Origin of the sequence: Limnohabitans sp. (genome assembly GCF_017848645.1) — a bacterium.
Classification (GTDB): domain Bacteria; phylum Pseudomonadota; class Gammaproteobacteria; order Burkholderiales; family Burkholderiaceae_C; genus Limnohabitans_A.
Genome location: NZ_JAFEIF010000011.1, coordinates 46,385 through 62,147, shown reverse-complemented (window position 1 = coordinate 62,147; position 15,763 = coordinate 46,385). Strand labels below are relative to the sequence as shown.

The 15,763-nt window shown below is 61.3% G+C and carries 15 protein-coding genes; 3 read left to right on the top strand and 12 right to left on the bottom strand.

Going from position 1 to position 15,763, the window contains the following annotated elements:
- Window positions 1-140 precede the first annotated feature (140 nt).
- Window positions 141-1,280, top strand: coding sequence for a ribonucleotide-diphosphate reductase subunit beta (locus QZ190_RS03465; protein ID WP_291913535.1), 1,140 nt, complete (start codon window positions 141-143; stop codon window positions 1,278-1,280).
- Between the two features lie 192 nt (window positions 1,281-1,472).
- Window positions 1,473-1,973, top strand: coding sequence for a histone (locus QZ190_RS03460; RefSeq protein WP_291913629.1), 501 nt, complete (start codon window positions 1,473-1,475; stop codon window positions 1,971-1,973).
- Between the two features lie 89 nt (window positions 1,974-2,062).
- Here the strand turns inward: QZ190_RS03460 and QZ190_RS03455 are convergent, their stop codons facing one another.
- The 6 genes from QZ190_RS03455 to QZ190_RS03430 all read right to left on the bottom strand — a co-directional run bounded on the left by QZ190_RS03455 (window position 2,063) and on the right by QZ190_RS03430 (window position 7,047).
- Entirely contained in the window at window positions 2,063-2,950 is an 888-nt protein-coding gene (locus QZ190_RS03455) for a zinc-ribbon and DUF3426 domain-containing protein (RefSeq protein ID WP_291913533.1), read from the bottom strand.
- Between the two features lie 69 nt (window positions 2,951-3,019).
- Window positions 3,020-3,916 (bottom strand): 50S ribosomal protein L11 methyltransferase, encoded by an 897-nt coding sequence (gene prmA / locus QZ190_RS03450; protein ID WP_291913530.1) that lies wholly within the window; start codon window positions 3,914-3,916, stop codon window positions 3,020-3,022.
- Window positions 3,917-3,921: 5 nt separating this feature from the next.
- A complete protein-coding gene (accC, locus tag QZ190_RS03445) occupies window positions 3,922-5,271 on the bottom strand; it encodes an acetyl-CoA carboxylase biotin carboxylase subunit (protein ID WP_291913527.1) in 1,350 nt (449 codons plus the stop codon).
- A 15-nt stretch (window positions 5,272-5,286) separates the two neighbouring features.
- Window positions 5,287-5,745 carry an acetyl-CoA carboxylase biotin carboxyl carrier protein gene (accB, locus tag QZ190_RS03440; protein WP_291913525.1) on the bottom strand — a complete coding sequence of 153 codons (459 nt, stop codon included), beginning with the start codon at window positions 5,743-5,745 and terminating at the stop codon, window positions 5,287-5,289.
- A gap of 160 nt (window positions 5,746-5,905) precedes the next feature.
- Entirely contained in the window at window positions 5,906-6,448 is a 543-nt protein-coding gene (locus QZ190_RS03435) for a TlpA disulfide reductase family protein (RefSeq protein WP_291913522.1), read from the bottom strand.
- Window positions 6,449-6,462: 14 nt separating this feature from the next.
- The gene (locus QZ190_RS03430) at window positions 6,463-7,047 is read right to left on the bottom strand and encodes a hypothetical protein (RefSeq protein WP_291913520.1); all 585 of its coding nucleotides are present in this window, start codon (window positions 7,045-7,047) and stop codon (window positions 6,463-6,465) included.
- Between the two features lie 71 nt (window positions 7,048-7,118).
- Here QZ190_RS03430 and mpl point away from each other — a divergent pair, with 71 nt between their 5' ends.
- On the top strand, window positions 7,119-8,489 hold the full coding sequence (mpl, locus tag QZ190_RS03425) for a UDP-N-acetylmuramate:L-alanyl-gamma-D-glutamyl-meso-diaminopimelate ligase (protein WP_291913518.1): 1,371 nt from the start codon (window positions 7,119-7,121) through the stop codon (window positions 8,487-8,489).
- 112 nt (window positions 8,490-8,601) lie between these two features.
- Here mpl and QZ190_RS03420 read toward each other — a convergent pair whose 3' ends face one another.
- From QZ190_RS03420 to QZ190_RS03395, 6 genes are all read right to left on the bottom strand, one after another.
- Window positions 8,602-9,723, bottom strand: a complete 1,122-nt coding sequence (locus tag QZ190_RS03420; protein WP_291913516.1) for a 3-deoxy-7-phosphoheptulonate synthase — start codon at window positions 9,721-9,723, stop codon at window positions 8,602-8,604.
- A 230-nt stretch (window positions 9,724-9,953) separates the two neighbouring features.
- The gene (tldD, locus tag QZ190_RS03415) at window positions 9,954-11,414 is read right to left on the bottom strand and encodes a metalloprotease TldD (RefSeq protein ID WP_090141441.1); all 1,461 of its coding nucleotides are present in this window, start codon (window positions 11,412-11,414) and stop codon (window positions 9,954-9,956) included.
- Between the two features lie 111 nt (window positions 11,415-11,525).
- Window positions 11,526-12,602: a P1 family peptidase gene (locus QZ190_RS03410; protein ID WP_291913510.1), complete on the bottom strand. Its 1,077-nt coding sequence runs from the start codon at window positions 12,600-12,602 to the stop codon at window positions 11,526-11,528.
- Between the two features lie 66 nt (window positions 12,603-12,668).
- Window positions 12,669-13,556 (bottom strand): NAD(P)-dependent oxidoreductase, encoded by an 888-nt coding sequence (locus QZ190_RS03405; RefSeq protein ID WP_291913508.1) that lies wholly within the window; start codon window positions 13,554-13,556, stop codon window positions 12,669-12,671.
- Window positions 13,553-14,740 carry a rod shape-determining protein RodA gene (rodA, locus tag QZ190_RS03400; protein ID WP_291913506.1) on the bottom strand — a complete coding sequence of 396 codons (1,188 nt, stop codon included), beginning with the start codon at window positions 14,738-14,740 and terminating at the stop codon, window positions 13,553-13,555. The genes QZ190_RS03405 and rodA overlap by 4 nt, the downstream gene beginning before the upstream one ends.
- 6 nt (window positions 14,741-14,746) lie before the next feature.
- Window positions 14,747-15,748 (bottom strand): NAD(P)H-dependent glycerol-3-phosphate dehydrogenase, encoded by a 1,002-nt coding sequence (locus QZ190_RS03395; RefSeq protein ID WP_291913504.1) that lies wholly within the window; start codon window positions 15,746-15,748, stop codon window positions 14,747-14,749.
- Window positions 15,749-15,763 lie beyond the last annotated feature (15 nt).

Here is a 15,763-nt window from a genome sequence, read left to right as displayed (position 1 = left end):
GGTCCTTGCACCGCGCAGCGCATATACGTGCGCTGTTCGATGCAATGGCACAACACTTCATGCGCAGCCTGCGTCCTAAATGGACGAACGGCTTTGCAATTTTTGGTCATGCTTTCATAATTTGAGAACTGGAATTTTTTATGCTGTCCTGGGACGATCAAGTCAAACCCGCGTTGCAACCTGCAATGCCCTCCTTCACTGGTGCAGACAGCGCTGCTGCCAGCGCTGCGCCGTCGGCTGCCGCAGCTGCGCCTGCGGCACCACGCCGCATGAATGCCGCCGACAAGCGCATCATCAACGGCCAAACCGACGTCAACCAGCTGGTGCCTTTCAAATACAAATGGGCTTGGGAAAAATACCTGGCCACCTGCGCCAACCACTGGATGCCGCAGGAAGTGAACATGAACCGCGACATCGCCTTGTGGAAGGACCCCAACGGTCTGACCGAAGATGAGCGCCGTATCGTCAAGCGCAACCTCGGCTTCTTCGTGACAGCCGATTCACTGGCCGCCAACAACATCACGCTGGGCACCTACCGCCACATCACAGCACCCGAGTGCCGCCAGTTCCTGTTGCGTCAAGCATTTGAAGAAGCCATTCACACCCACGCCTACCAGTACATCGTGGAGTCATTGGGTCTGGACGAGAGCGAAATTTTCAACGCTTACAACGAAGTCAAATCGATCCGTGACAAGGACGAATTCCTGATCCCGTTCATCAACGTGATCATGGACCCTCACTTCAAGACCGGCACCCTTGAAGCCGACCAGACCTTGCTCAAGTCGCTGATCGTGTTCGCCTGCTTGATGGAAGGCCTATTTTTCTACGTGGGCTTTACCCAGATTCTGGCCTTGGGTCGTCAAAACAAGATGACCGGTGCTGCCGAGCAATACCAGTACATCCTGCGCGACGAGTCGATGCATTGCAACTTCGGCATTGACCTGATCAACACCGTCAAGTTCGAGAACCCACAGCTGTGGACCAACGAATTCAAAGCCGAAATCAAGGACCTGTTCCTCAAAGCGGTTGAGTTGGAATACCAGTACGCAGAAGACACCATGCCCCGTGGCGTGTTGGGCATGAACGCTTCCATGTTCAAAGGCTATTTGCGCTACATCGCCAACCGCCGCGCCACCCAGATCGGTCTGGAGGCCCTCTTCCCCAACGAAGAGAACCCCTTCCCCTGGATGAGCGAGATGATCGACCTGAAAAAAGAACGCAACTTCTTTGAAACCCGGGTCATCGAATACCAAACCGGCGGGGCCTTGTCCTGGGACTGATCTTCTGATCCACCCTTCCATGTCCCCCCTCTTCCAGCCACACGCGACAAAGTCTTTGGACTTTGGGCGGTGTGGCTTTTCCGCGTTCATGGCACTGGGGACTTCCCCAATGTCATGGATCGCTTTGTGCAATCCAACAAGCACCAAGCGTTCCCTTTCCGTTGAGTTCTCAACTTGATCAAGGAGAAAATCATGGCAACTGCAAAAAAAGCAGCAGCAACAAAAGCTGCTCCAGCGAAAAAGGCCGCACCGGCCAAGAAAGCGGCTCCAGCTAAAAAAGTAGCCGCAGCCAAGAAACCCGCCGCCAAAAAAGCAGCTCCCGCTAAGAAAGCCGCTCCTGCCAAAAAAGCAGTCGCAGCCAAAAAGCCAGCCGCCAAAAAAGCAGCACCGGCCAAAAAAGCCGCTCCCGCCAAGAAAGTAGCCGCAGCCAAAAAGCCAGCAGCGAAAAAGGCAGCACCGGCCAAAAAAGCCGTAGCGAAAAAAGCCGCTCCCGCCAAAAAAGCAGCACCGGCCAAAAAAGCCGCAGTCAAGAAAACTGCAGCCAAAAAACCAGCGGCCAAAAAAGCGGTTGTGAAAAAAGCGGCCAAAAAACCAGCAGCAAAGAAGGCATCCAAAGCACCCGCTGCCCCGGCTGCACAAACGACTCTGAATCCTCAAGCTGCGTGGCCGTTTCCTTCGGCCGCCAAGCCCTGATTCACAGTTCAGGCGCTAGCCACCAAGCCCGTCACTGGCAACAGTGCCGGGCTTTTTTACGTGCAAGAGGGCTGGCTAACCGGCCAGGATCAAGGGTAGAAACTGAGCAAGCGGTAATCGCTGAAGACCAGCTCGGGCGAGACCAGAACCTTCAAGCTGCCCGACCAGGACTGGTCAGGGGACAGGGTTGGCGGCGCCCCCGTCTGCGCAGGCAAGACCACGGTGCGCAGCACCAATTTGCCTTGGGGGTCCATCAAGCTCAGCTCCAAGGCCGTCGTACCCAGAACGCGGCGCGTGGTGTTGCGCACGGACCAAGTCAGCACATGGTCGTCGCTGCGTTGCACCAAGCTGGAGCTGTCGATGACCACGCCCTCGACATCGCGCAGCGGATTGATTTGGCAACCAAAGGACTGGCACACATGGCGCAACACGGATTCACTGGCAGGCCATGAGGCCACCAGAGCATCTCTTTGCACATAGGCCAACTGCAGCAGCAGCAACAAGGCCAAGCTCAGCACCGCGTAAGGCACAAGCCATGACCGAGAGGGCACTGCAGCAGCCGCCTTCTCTGGCTGAGCCAAGGGCTCAAAAGTCAAAGGTTCAGGCTTGAAACTGGACAAAGCCTGTTCAAACGCGGCCAGCTCGGATTGCGCTGGCCGAGCCTGAAATGGAGCGCTGTGGTCTTCCTTTTTTAAAAAACCGTCGATTGCAATGCGGTCTGCCGGATCGGCCACCAAGTCGGGCCCAGGATGCGCTTGCGCAGCGCTCAATGACCCATCTTCATGCGCAGCGGACGCTGGAGCTGCAGACGAAACAGCTGAGGCATCAGGCGCTGGCGTCCAGCGCAACACCAAGCCCGTGCTGTCAAAAACATGGCCGCAGGCACCACAGCGCAACCAGCCTTTGGCTGCCTGCAAATGGGTTTCCCCCAGCTGATAAACCGTGGTGCACGAGGGGCAGCGGGTGATCCTGTTCATGGCCAGATTGTAGACAGGCTTAAGCAGACTCAGGCGGTCTGCGCCGATCGGAGCACGCCCTGACCCGCATCAAGCGGGCTGAGCCGACAACTTGGCGGTCATCAAGATCCAGCCTTCCTGGGCATCGGCCACCACAAGAGTCACCCAAGGCGCGTACGCGGCTTGAAGCTCCTCAGCCTGGCGCTCCAGGATACCGGCCAGTACCAAGTGCCCACCGGGGGCCACATAAGAACACAACAGGGGAGCCAGCACTTTCAATGGCGTGGCCAGAATATTGGCCAACACGGTCTGGTACTGGCCTTGCGCTTTGTCGGGCAAACCGGCCTGCAGCCGAACACCGTTGGCCAGTGCATTCAACTCGGTTGAAGTCACCGCCGCTTCGTCGATGTCCACCGCGTCGATGTCGGTGGCACCGTATTTGGCGGCGCCAATGGCCAAAATGCCCGAGCCGCAACCGTAGTCGAGCACGCGCTGGCCCTGCAGGTCGTGCTGGGCAATCCAGCGCAAACACATGCGGGTGGTGGGGTGGGTGCCGGTGCCAAAAGCCAGACCTGGGTCGAGTCGGATGATCTGGCGGGCTTGTTCGGGCGGCTCGTGCCAAGTGGGCACGATCCAGAAATCAGGCGTCACCTCGACCGGCGCAAACTGCGACTGGGTCAAGCGCACCCAGTCCTGGTCTTCCACGGTCTGGATGCCGAGCAACTGGCAGTCCTCAAAAAAGTCTTGCGCACCCAACAAAACGGCCGCCTCCTTGGCCGCCGCTTCCTGGGCAAACAAGGCCACCATGCGCGAACGCTGCCAGCCGTCTTTGGGTGGCGGCATGCCGGGTTCGCCAAACAGGGCTTGTTCGGCGGGCGTCTGGGCATCCGCGTCTTCCACCGACACGCTCAAGGCGTCCAGGGCATCGAGCGCATCGCTCAGCACGTCCACCCGGTCTTCGGGGCACAGCAGGCTCAGTTCATACATAAAGTTCAGCGCTTGTGCTGGCTCAGCCAGTGTTCCAAATAATGGATGTTGGTGCCGCCTTGCATGAACTTGGCGTCGACCATCAACTCGCGGTGCAAGGGCACGTTGGTGCTGATGCCTTCGATCACAGTTTCATTCAAAGCTGTTTGCATGCGAGCCAAAGCCTGCTCGCGGGTGTCGCCATGAACGATCAGCTTGCCGATCATCGAGTCGTAGTTCGGTGGCACAAAGTAGTTGTTGTAAACGTGCGAGTCGACCCTAACGCCAGGGCCGCCAGGCATGTGCCACGACGTGACACGACCCGGCGATGGCGTGAACTTGAAGGGGTCTTCCGCGTTGATGCGGCACTCGATGGCGTGTCCCCGGATCTGGATCTGCTTTTGGGTGAACGGCAGTTTCTCACCGGCAGCGACCATGATCTGCGTCTTGACGATGTCCACGCCGGTGACCCACTCGGTCACCGGGTGCTCGACCTGCACACGGGTGTTCATCTCGATGAAATAGAACTCGCCGTTTTCATACAAGAACTCGAAGGTGCCCGCCCCGCGGTAATTGATCTTCTTGCAGGCGGCCACACAGCGCTCGCCGATTTTGTCGATCAGCTTGCGGGGAATGCCCGGTGCCGGCGCCTCTTCGATCACCTTTTGGTGACGCCGCTGCATGGAGCAGTCGCGCTCGCCCAAATACACGGCGTTGCGGTGCTTGTCGGCCATGATCTGAATTTCCACATGGCGCGGGTTCTGAAGGAACTTTTCCATGTAGACCGCCGGATTGCCAAACGCCGCACCGGCTTCGGCCTTGGTCATTTGCACAGCGTTGACGAGTGCCGCCTCGGTGTGCACTACGCGCATGCCGCGACCACCACCGCCGCCAGCGGCCTTGATGATGACCGGGTAACCCACGGCTTTGGCAATGCGGCGGATTTGCACCGGGTCATCGGGCAATTCGCCTTCGGAGCCAGGCACACAGGGCACGCCCGCGCGGATCATGGCTTGCTTGGCCGACACCTTGTCGCCCATGATGCGGATCGACTCGGGCGTGGGGCCAATGAACTGGAAACCGCTTTTCTCGACCCGTTCGGCAAAGTCGGCGTTCTCGCTCAAAAAGCCGTAACCGGGGTGAATCGCCTCGGCATCCGTCACTTCGGCAGCCGAAATGATGGCGGGCATGTTGAGGTAGCTCAGCGGGGATGCCGCCGGACCAATGCAGACGGCTTCTTCGGCCAGCTTGACGTATTTGGCTTCTTTGTCGGCTTCGGAATAGACCATCACCGCCTTGACGCCCAGCTCGCGACAAGCGCGCTGGATGCGCAAGGCGATTTCGCCTCGGTTGGCGACCAGGATTTTCTTGAACATGAAATCCCCGTGGGTTTATTCGACGATGAAAAGAGGCTGACCGTATTCCACGGCCTGTCCGTTTTCACACAGAATCTGCGTGACGGTGCCGGACTTGTCGGATTCGATCTCGTTGAGGATCTTCATGGCTTCGATGATGCACAGGGTGTCGCCCTCTTTGACCACCGAGCCGATCTGGATGAATGGTGCCGAGCCGGGGCTGGAGGAGCGGTAGAAAGTGCCCACCATGGGCGACTTCACAGCGTGGCCAGCGGGCGCTGCAGCCACCACAGGTGCGGCCTCGACGGCAGCCACGGCCGGGGCGGCCACGACAGGCGCGGCGGCCACAGGAGCGGCTTGCTGCATCACCACCGGTTGGGCCACACCCATGCTCTTGACAATGCGGACCTTGCCTTCGGCTTCGGTGATTTCCAGCTCCGACACGTTCGAGTCGGACACCAAGTCAATCAGTGTTTTAAGTTTGCGCAAATCCATAGATCCTCCATTGCTTGAGCACATGTAATGGAGCGAATTTACACCAAATTCCAGTCAAATCCCTTGAATTTGCCTTTTCTTGACCGAACAGCCGCGGTGTATTGAGGCCTGTCAGCGGTTTCATACGGCTGTGGCACCTGCGCGTTCGGTCTGTACCGCCTCAAAGGGTGGCGCTGCGCCATTGAGCCAAATCATCGGCCGTGAGTTGCCCCATCTTTTGTCGCCAAATGCTGCCATCTGCTTTGAAAAATACAGTGAATGGCAAGCCACCGGCGGCATTGCCCAAGGATTTGGCCAATTGGGTGCCTTCCAGACCGGCCAATCCCACGGAAAAACCCAGTGCTTGACGGCTCAGGAATTTGCGCACAGCGCTGGGCTGATCTATGGCCAAAGCCACCACTTGATGGCCGTTGGCTGTATTTTCACGCCAGAAGGCGTCAATCATCGGTAATTCTTCGATGCAGGGCGGGCACCAGGTGGCCCAAAAGTTCAGCAGCAGGGGTTTGCCCTTAAAAGCAGCCATGGCCAAGGCTTGGCCCGAAGGCGTCTCGTACTGCTGACCCCAAAACGGGTGCCTTTCGGCCTGCGCCACGTCCCGAGGCTCAAACCGCCACAAGGCCATGCCGACCCCGGCGACTGCAGCGGCCGCACCGGCCCCCCAAATCAAGTGGCGTCTGGAGGCATTGGCGTGGGGTTGATTCATGTTCGAATTGTCTTTCATGACGCCAGCAGGCGCTCCAAAGCAGCCAAATCCCCCCGCGGCGAACGGCCTTGCGCATCGGGCAGCAAAGCCCCGCGCAAATCGTCCAGGTCGTAAATGCGCAGGTGCACGCCCACATCTTCGTTCAAGGCCTCACAAAAACTGTGCAGGCTCAGCACCTCCACATCATCGCCGTGCAGGCCGCGCACGGTTTGCGTCTCGTATCGCTGGTTCTGGTTGATCAGGGCGATTTCGGCCGATTTCGGGTCGTCACAAAACAAGGCCAGATCCACATCACACAAGCGCGTGGCCCAGCCTTGCCAGACCGCACCGCCCAGGTGCGGGCGAAATTCGGCCAGGCGCTGCATCCAGACCCTTGCCAATTCGCGCAAGGCCAGCAATTCGCCCGGCTGCGTGTCGGCACAAAACAAGGCGATGTAGTCGCGCACCTCGGCCTCGACCACATCGTTGTTGGGCAAAGCGGTGCGCGTGGGCAGGCCCAGCTCTTTGAGGGCGCGGTGCTTGGCCGGGCCAAAGGCCAAGCCTTCTTCCACCACCAAACGGGCAGCGGTGGCGGCAATTTCAAGGGCAAGGTCGTTCATGGGCACCGATTGTGACCGGCCCCAAGGGGTCACCGTCCGGGCTGCGCCCGATGGCCCCCTAAAATCCGGGCATGCATATACATATCTTGGGCATTTGTGGCACCTTCATGGGGGGCCTGGCCGCGCTGGCCCGCGAGGCAGGGCATCGGGTGACGGGGTGTGACGCGGGCGTTTACCCGCCCATGAGCGATCAACTGCGGGCTTTGGGCATCGAGTTGATCGAGGGTTTTGACGCCGACCAGATGGCCGTCCAACCCGACATGTACGTGGTGGGCAACGTGGTCAGCCGCGCCCGACTGGCCGACGGCAGCCCCAAATTCCCGCTGATGGAAGCGATTTTGGAAGCCGGCGCACCCTACACCAGCGGCCCCCAGTGGCTGTCCGAGCATGTGCTGCAAGGCCGCCATGTGCTGGCGGTGGCGGGCACGCACGGCAAAACCACCACCACCTCGATGCTGGCCTGGGTGCTGGAGCAGGCGGGGCTGGAACCCGGCTTTCTCGTGGGTGGCGTGCCGCTCAACTTCGGCGTATCGGCACGCTTGGGCGGCGGAAAGTACTTCGTCATCGAAGCCGACGAATACGACACCGCCTTCTTCGACAAGCGCAGCAAATTTGTGCACTACCGCCCGCGCACCGCCATCCTGAACAACCTCGAGTTCGACCACGCCGACATTTTTGACGACCTGGCCGCCATCGAGCGCCAGTTTCACCACCTGGTGCGCACCGTACCCGGCTCGGGCCGGGTGGTGGTCAATGGCCTGGAGGAAAGCCTGACTCGCGTGCTGGCACAAGGCTGCTGGAGCGAAGTTCGAACCTTTGGTGCAGCGGTGAGCGACTTTGTGGCCGAAGGCGAACCCTCCAGTTTCAAGGTGTTGCAGACTGGTCAACCGGTGGCCAAGGTGCAATGGGCGATTGGCGGCGTGCACAACCAACTCAACGCGCTGGCTGCCATCGCGGCTGCCGAGCATGTGGGCGTGAACCCAGCGGTGGCGGCCCAAGCACTGGCCACTTTTGAAAACGTCAAACGCCGCATGGAGGTGCGCGGCACAGTGAACGGCATCACCGTTTACGACGACTTCGCCCACCACCCCACCGCGATCCGAACCACCGTCAACGGCCTGCGCCGCCAAGTGGACAAGGCACGCATCCTCGCCATCTTCGAGCCACGCAGCAACACCATGAAGCTCGGCACCATGAAAGCCCAGCTGCCCTGGAGTTTGGAAGAAGCCGATCTGGCGTTTTGCCATTCGGGCGGACTGGGCTGGGATGCCACTGCGGCGCTACTGCCCATGGGGGCCAAAGCGCAAGTGGGCACCAACATAGACGAAGTCATCACCCAAGTGCTGGCGCAAGTGCAGCCCAGAGACCACCTGCTGTGCATGAGCAACGGCGGCTTTGGCGGGATTCACGCCAAGCTGCTCGCCGCCTTGGCGACCCGCTGAGGTCCTGCCCTGAGGGGGAGCGAGCGCCTGCTCGCCAATGTGGGCTACAGCCCATGCCATCATTCGACTGCAGGTGCGGCCTCCCATGAAGGGTCAAAGGCCGCGCCTTCCATCAGCCTGCGCGGCGAGCCTTGACCGCATCCGACAGCACCTGCAACACGCCTTCGCTGTCGTCCCAGCCGATGCAAGCGTCGGTGATGCTCTGGCCGTAGGTCAGCTGGGTCACATCGTGCTGACCGGGCGTGAACTTCTGGGCACCGTCTTTGAGGTGGCTTTCGACCATGACACCAAACACCTGGCGCGAGCCGCCGCTGATCTGCGCGGCGATGTCCTTGGCCACGTCGATCTGGCGCTCGTGCTTTTTGCTGCTGTTGGCGTGGCTGCAGTCCACCATCAAAGTAGCAGGCAGCTTGGCGGCTTCGAGTTCCTTGCAAGCGGCGGCCACGCTTTCAGCGTCGTAATTGGGGGCTTTGCCGCCGCGCAAAATCACATGGCAATCCTGATTGCCTTGGGTCTGCACGATGGCAACCTGACCATTCTTGTGCACCGACAAAAAGTGGTGGCCACGGGCTGCGGCCTGGATGGCGTCGGTCGCGATCTTGATGTTGCCATCGGTGCCGTTCTTGAAGCCGATGGGGGCCGACAGGCCCGAAGCCAACTCGCGGTGCACCTGGCTTTCGGTGGTGCGAGCGCCGATGGCACCCCAGCTGATCAGGTCGCCAATGTACTGGGGTGAGATCACGTCCAAGAACTCGCTGCCTGCGGGCAGGCCCTGGCGGTTGATCTCGATCAGCAGCTGGCGTGCGATGCGCAGGCCTTCATCGATGCGGTAGCTCTCGTCCAGGTAGGGGTCGTTGATCAGGCCTTTCCAGCCCACGGTGGTGCGGGGCTTTTCGAAGTACACGCGCATCACGATCTCCAGCGTGTCGGCGTATTTTTCACGCAGGGGCTTGAGGCGGCGGGCGTAGTCGAGGGCTGCAGCCGGATCGTGGATCGAGCAAGGGCCGATGATGACCAGCAAGCGGTCGTCTTGGCCGTGCACGATCTTCTGAATGGCTTTGCGGGTTTGGGTGATCAGGGTTTCCGTGGCCGTGCCGGCAATCGGGAAAAAGCGGATCAAATGTTCTGGCGGTGGGAGCACGGTGATGTCCTTGATGCGTTCGTCGTCGGTCTGGCCTTTGCGGTCGGCGGCATTCGGATACCAGCTCTCGGGGGCTGCGGTTTTGGCGTTCATCGTGGACTCCTCAGATTTAAAAACAGGTGAAAAAAAACCGCCGGGCTTTGGGGCTCCGGCGGTGTGTGTCGAGATGTTCGGGTGCTTATGCGCTCGCCTCTCGTCCGCCGGGGACTGAGAACCAAAAATAAAAAAAGTAAAAAGCGATGCGCGAAGACATGTATTCAATGTATCACAGGTTGATGACGCTTCCTGACGGGACCGCCCAAGGGCAAACCCGAACAGGCGCCTCAGGCCGTGCCGCCCACGGTGAGGCCATCGATGCGCAGCGTAGGCTGACCCACACCCACGGGCACACTCTGGCCTTCCTTGCCGCAGGTGCCCACACCCGAGTCGAGCTTCATGTCGTTGCCGATCATGCTGATCTTCTTGAGCGATTCGGGGCCGCTGCCGATCAGGGTGGCACCCTTGACGGGATACTGGATCTTGCCGTTTTCCACCCAGTAGGCCTGGCTGGCCGAAAACACGAACTTGCCACTGGTGATGTCCACCTGGCCGCCCGCGAAGTTGGTGGCGTACAGACCCTTTTTGATGCTGGCCACAATTTCTTCGGCGCTCTTGTCGCCGCCCAGCATGTAGGTGTTGGTCATGCGCGGCATGGGCACATGGGCGTAGCTTTCGCGGCGGCCGTTGCCTGTGGGTTTGACGCCCATGAGGCGGGCGTTCATCGAATCCTGGATGTAGCCGCGCAAGATGCCGTCTTCGATCAGCACGTTCTTTTGGCTGGCGTGGCCTTCGTCGTCCACGTTCAGCGAGCCCCGGCGGTCAGCGATGGTGCCGTCGTCGAGCACGGTGACGCCTTTGGCCGCCACGCGCTGGCCGATGCGGCCGCTGAAGGCGCTCGATCCCTTGCGGTTGAAGTCACCCTCCAGACCGTGGCCCACGGCTTCGTGCAGCAGCACGCCGGGCCAACCATTGCCCAGCACCACCGTCATCTCGCCCGCAGGCGCGGGTCGGGCTTCGAGGTTGATCAGCGCGGCCGAGACGGCTTCTTGCACATAGGTCTCGACCATGCCATCGTCAAAATAAGCCAGGCCAAAGCGGCCACCGCCGCCGCTGCTGCCCACTTCGCGGCGGCCGTTTTGCTCGGCAATCACCGTGACCGACAGGCGAATCAAGGGGCGCACATCGGCGGCCAGGGTGCCGTCGGCGCGGGCCACCATGACCACGTCGTATTCGGTGGCCAGACCGGCCATGACCTGCACCACGCGGGGGTCCTTGGCACGGGCGATTTTTTCGACACGGCCGAGCAAATTCACCTTGGCTGTGCTGTCCAGCGTGGACATCGGGTCGAGCGACGGGTAAAGCGAGCGGCTGGCCGAGACCTTGCGGGCCGGCACCTTGATGCGTTTGTTTTGCGTGGCCTGCGCGATGGTGCGCACCGTCATGGCCGCATCCATCAAAGAGGCTTCGGAGATGTCGTCCGAGTAGGCGAAGGCGGTTTTCTCGCCCGACACGGCCCGCACGCCCACACCTTGGTCGATGCTGAAGCTGCCGGTCTTGACGATGCCCTCTTCCAGGCTCCAGCCTTCGGAGCGGGTGTACTGAAAGTACAGGTCGGCATCGTCCACAGCATGGGCCTTGATGGCGGCCAAAGCGCGGCTGAGGTGGGTTTCGTCCAGACCAAAAGGCTCCAGCAAGAGGGAGCGGGCTGTGGCCAGACGTTCGATGGTGGGTTCGCGTGAAATCATGGGAGCCATTGTAGGCACGGATCAAGACCCTTGCCGGGGCTGGAGAGGCCAGGACTGTGCCGACCGTGTCCGAGTCGGGTTCGCAAATCAAAGAACCGCCGCCCTGAAAGCCTACATCCGGCCATGCTGGCGCATCAAGTCCAGCAGCTTGGCCGTGTCCAGCGCAGGCACCACATGCCCGGCCGGTTTGACGGTGGGCACATCCTCGCCCTGCACCAGAGCGTTGATGACGGCCTCGTCCACAGCCTGCACTGCGGCTTCATACAGCGGGTCCAGCACCTCCCAGTTCAGGCTGTGGCGCTGAATCACTGCGCCCATTTTTTCGGGGTGAGGCATGGGATCGGCCACCGAAAAGGCCAGAAAAATATCGCCCGATGAATTGCCCCCCGGACTGCCCGAGCGTGCGATGCCCAGGCCTGCCCGCTTGGCCAGCGAACGCAAGATCGCATCCGACAGGGGCGCATCGGTGGCCAAAATGACGATGATGGAGCCACTTTCTTTCTTGGCAAAGCCGCCCGGCATGGCTTGCCCCACAGGTACACCCAGCACCGACAGCCAGTGACGCCTGCCGTAATTGGCCTGCACCAGCGCACCCAGGGTGTAGGTCTGGCCTGCCACCTGGATCTGGCGCGAAGATGTGCCGGTGCCACCCTTGAATTCGTAGGCGATCATGCCGTTGCCGCCCCCCACCGAGCCTTCGGCCACCGGCCCACTGGCGGCGGCGTCGAGCGCGGCCACGGCATGCGCCGCTTGCACATGCAGGGCATTGATGTCGTTGAGCACCCCGTCGTAGGTTTCGGCCACCACAGGCATGGCCCAGGCGTGGTGGTTCTGAAAATGCTCGGCGTAACGGCCCAGCATCCATTGCACCGCCCCCTGATGGCACGCCCCCACCCCATGGGTGTTGGTGATCAGCACGGGCCCCAGAAAATAGCCCGCATCGTTGATCCAATGAACCCCGGTCATCTCGCCATTGCCATTGAGCGCATGAAAGCCCGCCCACACGGGCATGGGCTTGTTCGCATCCTGCCGGGGCACGATGGCCGTGACCCCTGTGCGCATGCGGCGCGAGGGGTCGGTCAGGGTGGTGAAGCCCACCGTCACCCCGGGCACGTCGGTGATGGCGTTGAAGGGGCCGGTCTGGCCCGCAAAAGGCAGGCCCAATTCACGGGCTCGGGGTCGGTTCATGGGCGTTCTCCGGGGTCAGGGGGTTTTCAAATCCAACCATCCGCCAAGCGCGCTGATGGCAGTGCTTCAGCGCTGGCGCATGAGTTTGAGCAAGGCCGCATCGTCCAAGTCAGCCCAACCATGCCCCAGGGCTTGCGCAAACAAGTCCCTTGCCAAGCGCCCTAAGGGCGGATCAAACGCCACTTCGTCAGCTGCTTGCACAGCCAAGCCCGTGTCTTTCGCCAGCAAAGTGACGTGGGCACGCGGCTCGAAATCACCCGCCAAACCCCGGCGCATCCTGTCCGAGCCAATCCAGCTTTGACCACTGGAGGCTTCAATCACCGACAGTGTGGCGGCAGGATCGAGCCCCAAACGCTCGGCCAAGGCCATGGCCTCGGCCGCGCCTGCCAGATTCACCGCAGCCAGCAAATTGTTGACCAGCTTGGTGCGCGCGCCGTCTCCAGCGCGGGTTCCGACGCGAAAAACTTGCTGGCTCAAGGCATTCAGAAGATTTTGGCTGCGCTGCCACACCGCATCCGAGCAGGCCACTATCAAGCTCATCGTGCCCTCTTGGGCCCGCACGGGACCACCGGACATGGGCGCATCGATGCAGTCAATGCCCATCTGCGCCAAACGCTCGGCTTGGCTTTGCACCGTGGCAGGCCCCAGGGTTGGGCACAGCATGACCGCTTGACCAGGCTTCAAAACAGGGCCAGCGCCGCCCTCGCCCCACAGCACCGCCTCGGTTTGTGCGGCATCCACCACGACCACCATCAACACACCGTCGGGCATCAAATGTCGGGCAGCCTCCATGGCGGACCCACAAGCAACGGCCCCCAAAGCCACCGCCTTGGACTGAGCCAGCGGGTCGATGTCATGCACCGCCACAGACCAGCCAAGACCGCGCAAACGGGTCAGCATGCCACCGCCCATATTGCCAGCCCCCACCACCGCGACCTGCGCCAGATGGGTCATGTCTGCACCAGTTGCTTGGATTTGGCGATCGACATCAGAATGCCCAGCGCCAGCCCCAGGGTGACCATGGCCGTGCCGCCATAACTGATGAAAGGCAAAGGCACACCCACCACCGGCAAGATGCCGCTGACCATGCCCATGTTCACGAAGGCGTAGGTGAAAAAAATCATGGCCATGCTGCCCGCCAGCAATCGGCTGAACAAGGTGGGGGCCTGCATGGCGATGACCAGGGCCCGGTAAATCAGGAAGAAAAAGCAGGCCAGCAAAACCAGGCCACCCAAGAGCCCGAACTCTTCACCCAAGGCCGCAAAAATGAAGTCGGTGGTGCGCTCGGGAATGAACTCCAGGTGGGTTTGCGTGCCTTGCATGAACCCCTTGCCCCAAAAGCCGCCCGAGCCGATGGCGATCATGCCCTGGATGATGTGAAAGCCCTTACCCAGCGGGTCTCGGCCCGGGTCCAGCAAGGTGCACACCCTTTGCCGCTGGTACTCGTGCAGCACATGCCAATCCACATTGGGCTGGCACAGGGTGGGCTCCATGATCACCAGCACCACGATGCCCACCAAACCCAAGCCAACGGGCGGCAAAATCCAGCGCCACTTGAGTCCGGCAAAGAAAATCACGGCCAAGCCCGCTGCCAGCACGAGCAAGGAGGTGCCCAAATCCGGCTGCTTCATGATCAGGCCCACGGGGATGCCCAAAATCAACAAGGCCACCGCGAAGTCGAAGGGCCGCAACTGGCCCTCGCGTTTTTGGAACCAGGCGGCCAGCATCAGGGGCAAGGCAATCTTCATGATCTCGCTGGGCTGGATCACCACACCCAGGTTGATCCAGCGCGTAGAGCCTTTTTTGGTGATGCCAAAAAGGGCCACCGCCACCAGCAAAATCACACCCACCGCGTACACCGGAACCGCCCAGGCCATGAGTTTGGGAGGCGGGATCTGCGCCACCACAAACAGGATGGCCCCTGCAATCAGCATGTTGCGGCCATGGTCGACAAAACGGGTGCCGTGGTCATAGCCCGAGGAATACATGATCACCATGCCCAGGCAGGCCAACAGAAAAACGGCGAAAGCCAAGGGCCCGTCAAAACCCTCGAGCAAACGCCACAACCGCTGCAGCGTGGTGGGTTTTTGAAAGACGGAGGCCGATGTCAGCGGGCCTTGGCGAGCGGTCTTGTTCATGCTGAATCAGGCAAATTCACCCTTGGGGTCGCGCCCCATCAGGGCCTGCACGGCCTCTCGGGCACTGCAGCGAGCGTCCAGCAAAGCGACCACCGCCTCGGTGATTGGCATGTCGACCCCCAAGTCGCGGGCACGCTGCAGGACCGTGCGGGCGCTGTACACCCCCTCGGCCACATGCCCCAGCGAGGCCACCGCCTGGTCGAGCGACTGGCCTTGGGCCAGCAGCAAGCCGACTTTGCGGTTGCGGCTCAGGTCGCCCGTGGCCGTCAACACCAGGTCACCCAAACCCGACAAGCCCATGAACGTGTCGCTGTGCGCGCCCAGCGCCAAGCCCAAGCGCGTCATCTCGGCCAAGCCCCGGGTGATGAGGGCAGCGCGCGCATTCAGGCCCAGATCAAGCCCATCGCACAAGCCTGTGGCGATGGCCAGCACGTTCTTAACGGCCCCTCCCACTTCCACCCCCACGATGTCGCGGTTGGCATAAACACGCAAGGCCGGGCCATGAAAGGCCTGCACCAAAGCGTCGCGCACACTGGCGTGGGTACTGGCCGCCACCAAAGCTGTGGGTTGCTGACGCGCCACTTCCAGGGCAAAGCTGGGACCGCTCAAAGCGCCCGCTTGCAGGTGCGGCGCCACCTGGGCCTGCACCTCGTGCGGCATCAGCCCTGTGCCCGACTCCAGGCCCTTGCACAGCCAGGCCACAGGCGCACGCACATCGGCCATGGCCGCGAGCGCGGTGCGCAAACCCGCCATGGGCGTGGCAATGACCCACAAATCGCAGTGGGGCGAAGACGCCAGCAAAGACGCCAACGGGGCCGATGAAATTTCAATCGACTCGGGCAAGGCCACACCCGGCAGGTAGCGGGCGTTTTGCCTTTGCGTGCGCAAAGCCTCGGCTTGGCTGGCGTCGCGGGCATGCAAGGTGACCGTGTGCCCACCCGGGTGCCGGGCCGCCGCCAAAGCCATGGCGGTGCCCCAAGCGCCGGCACCAAGGAGGGTGATGTGCATGGTCCGGCTGAACCT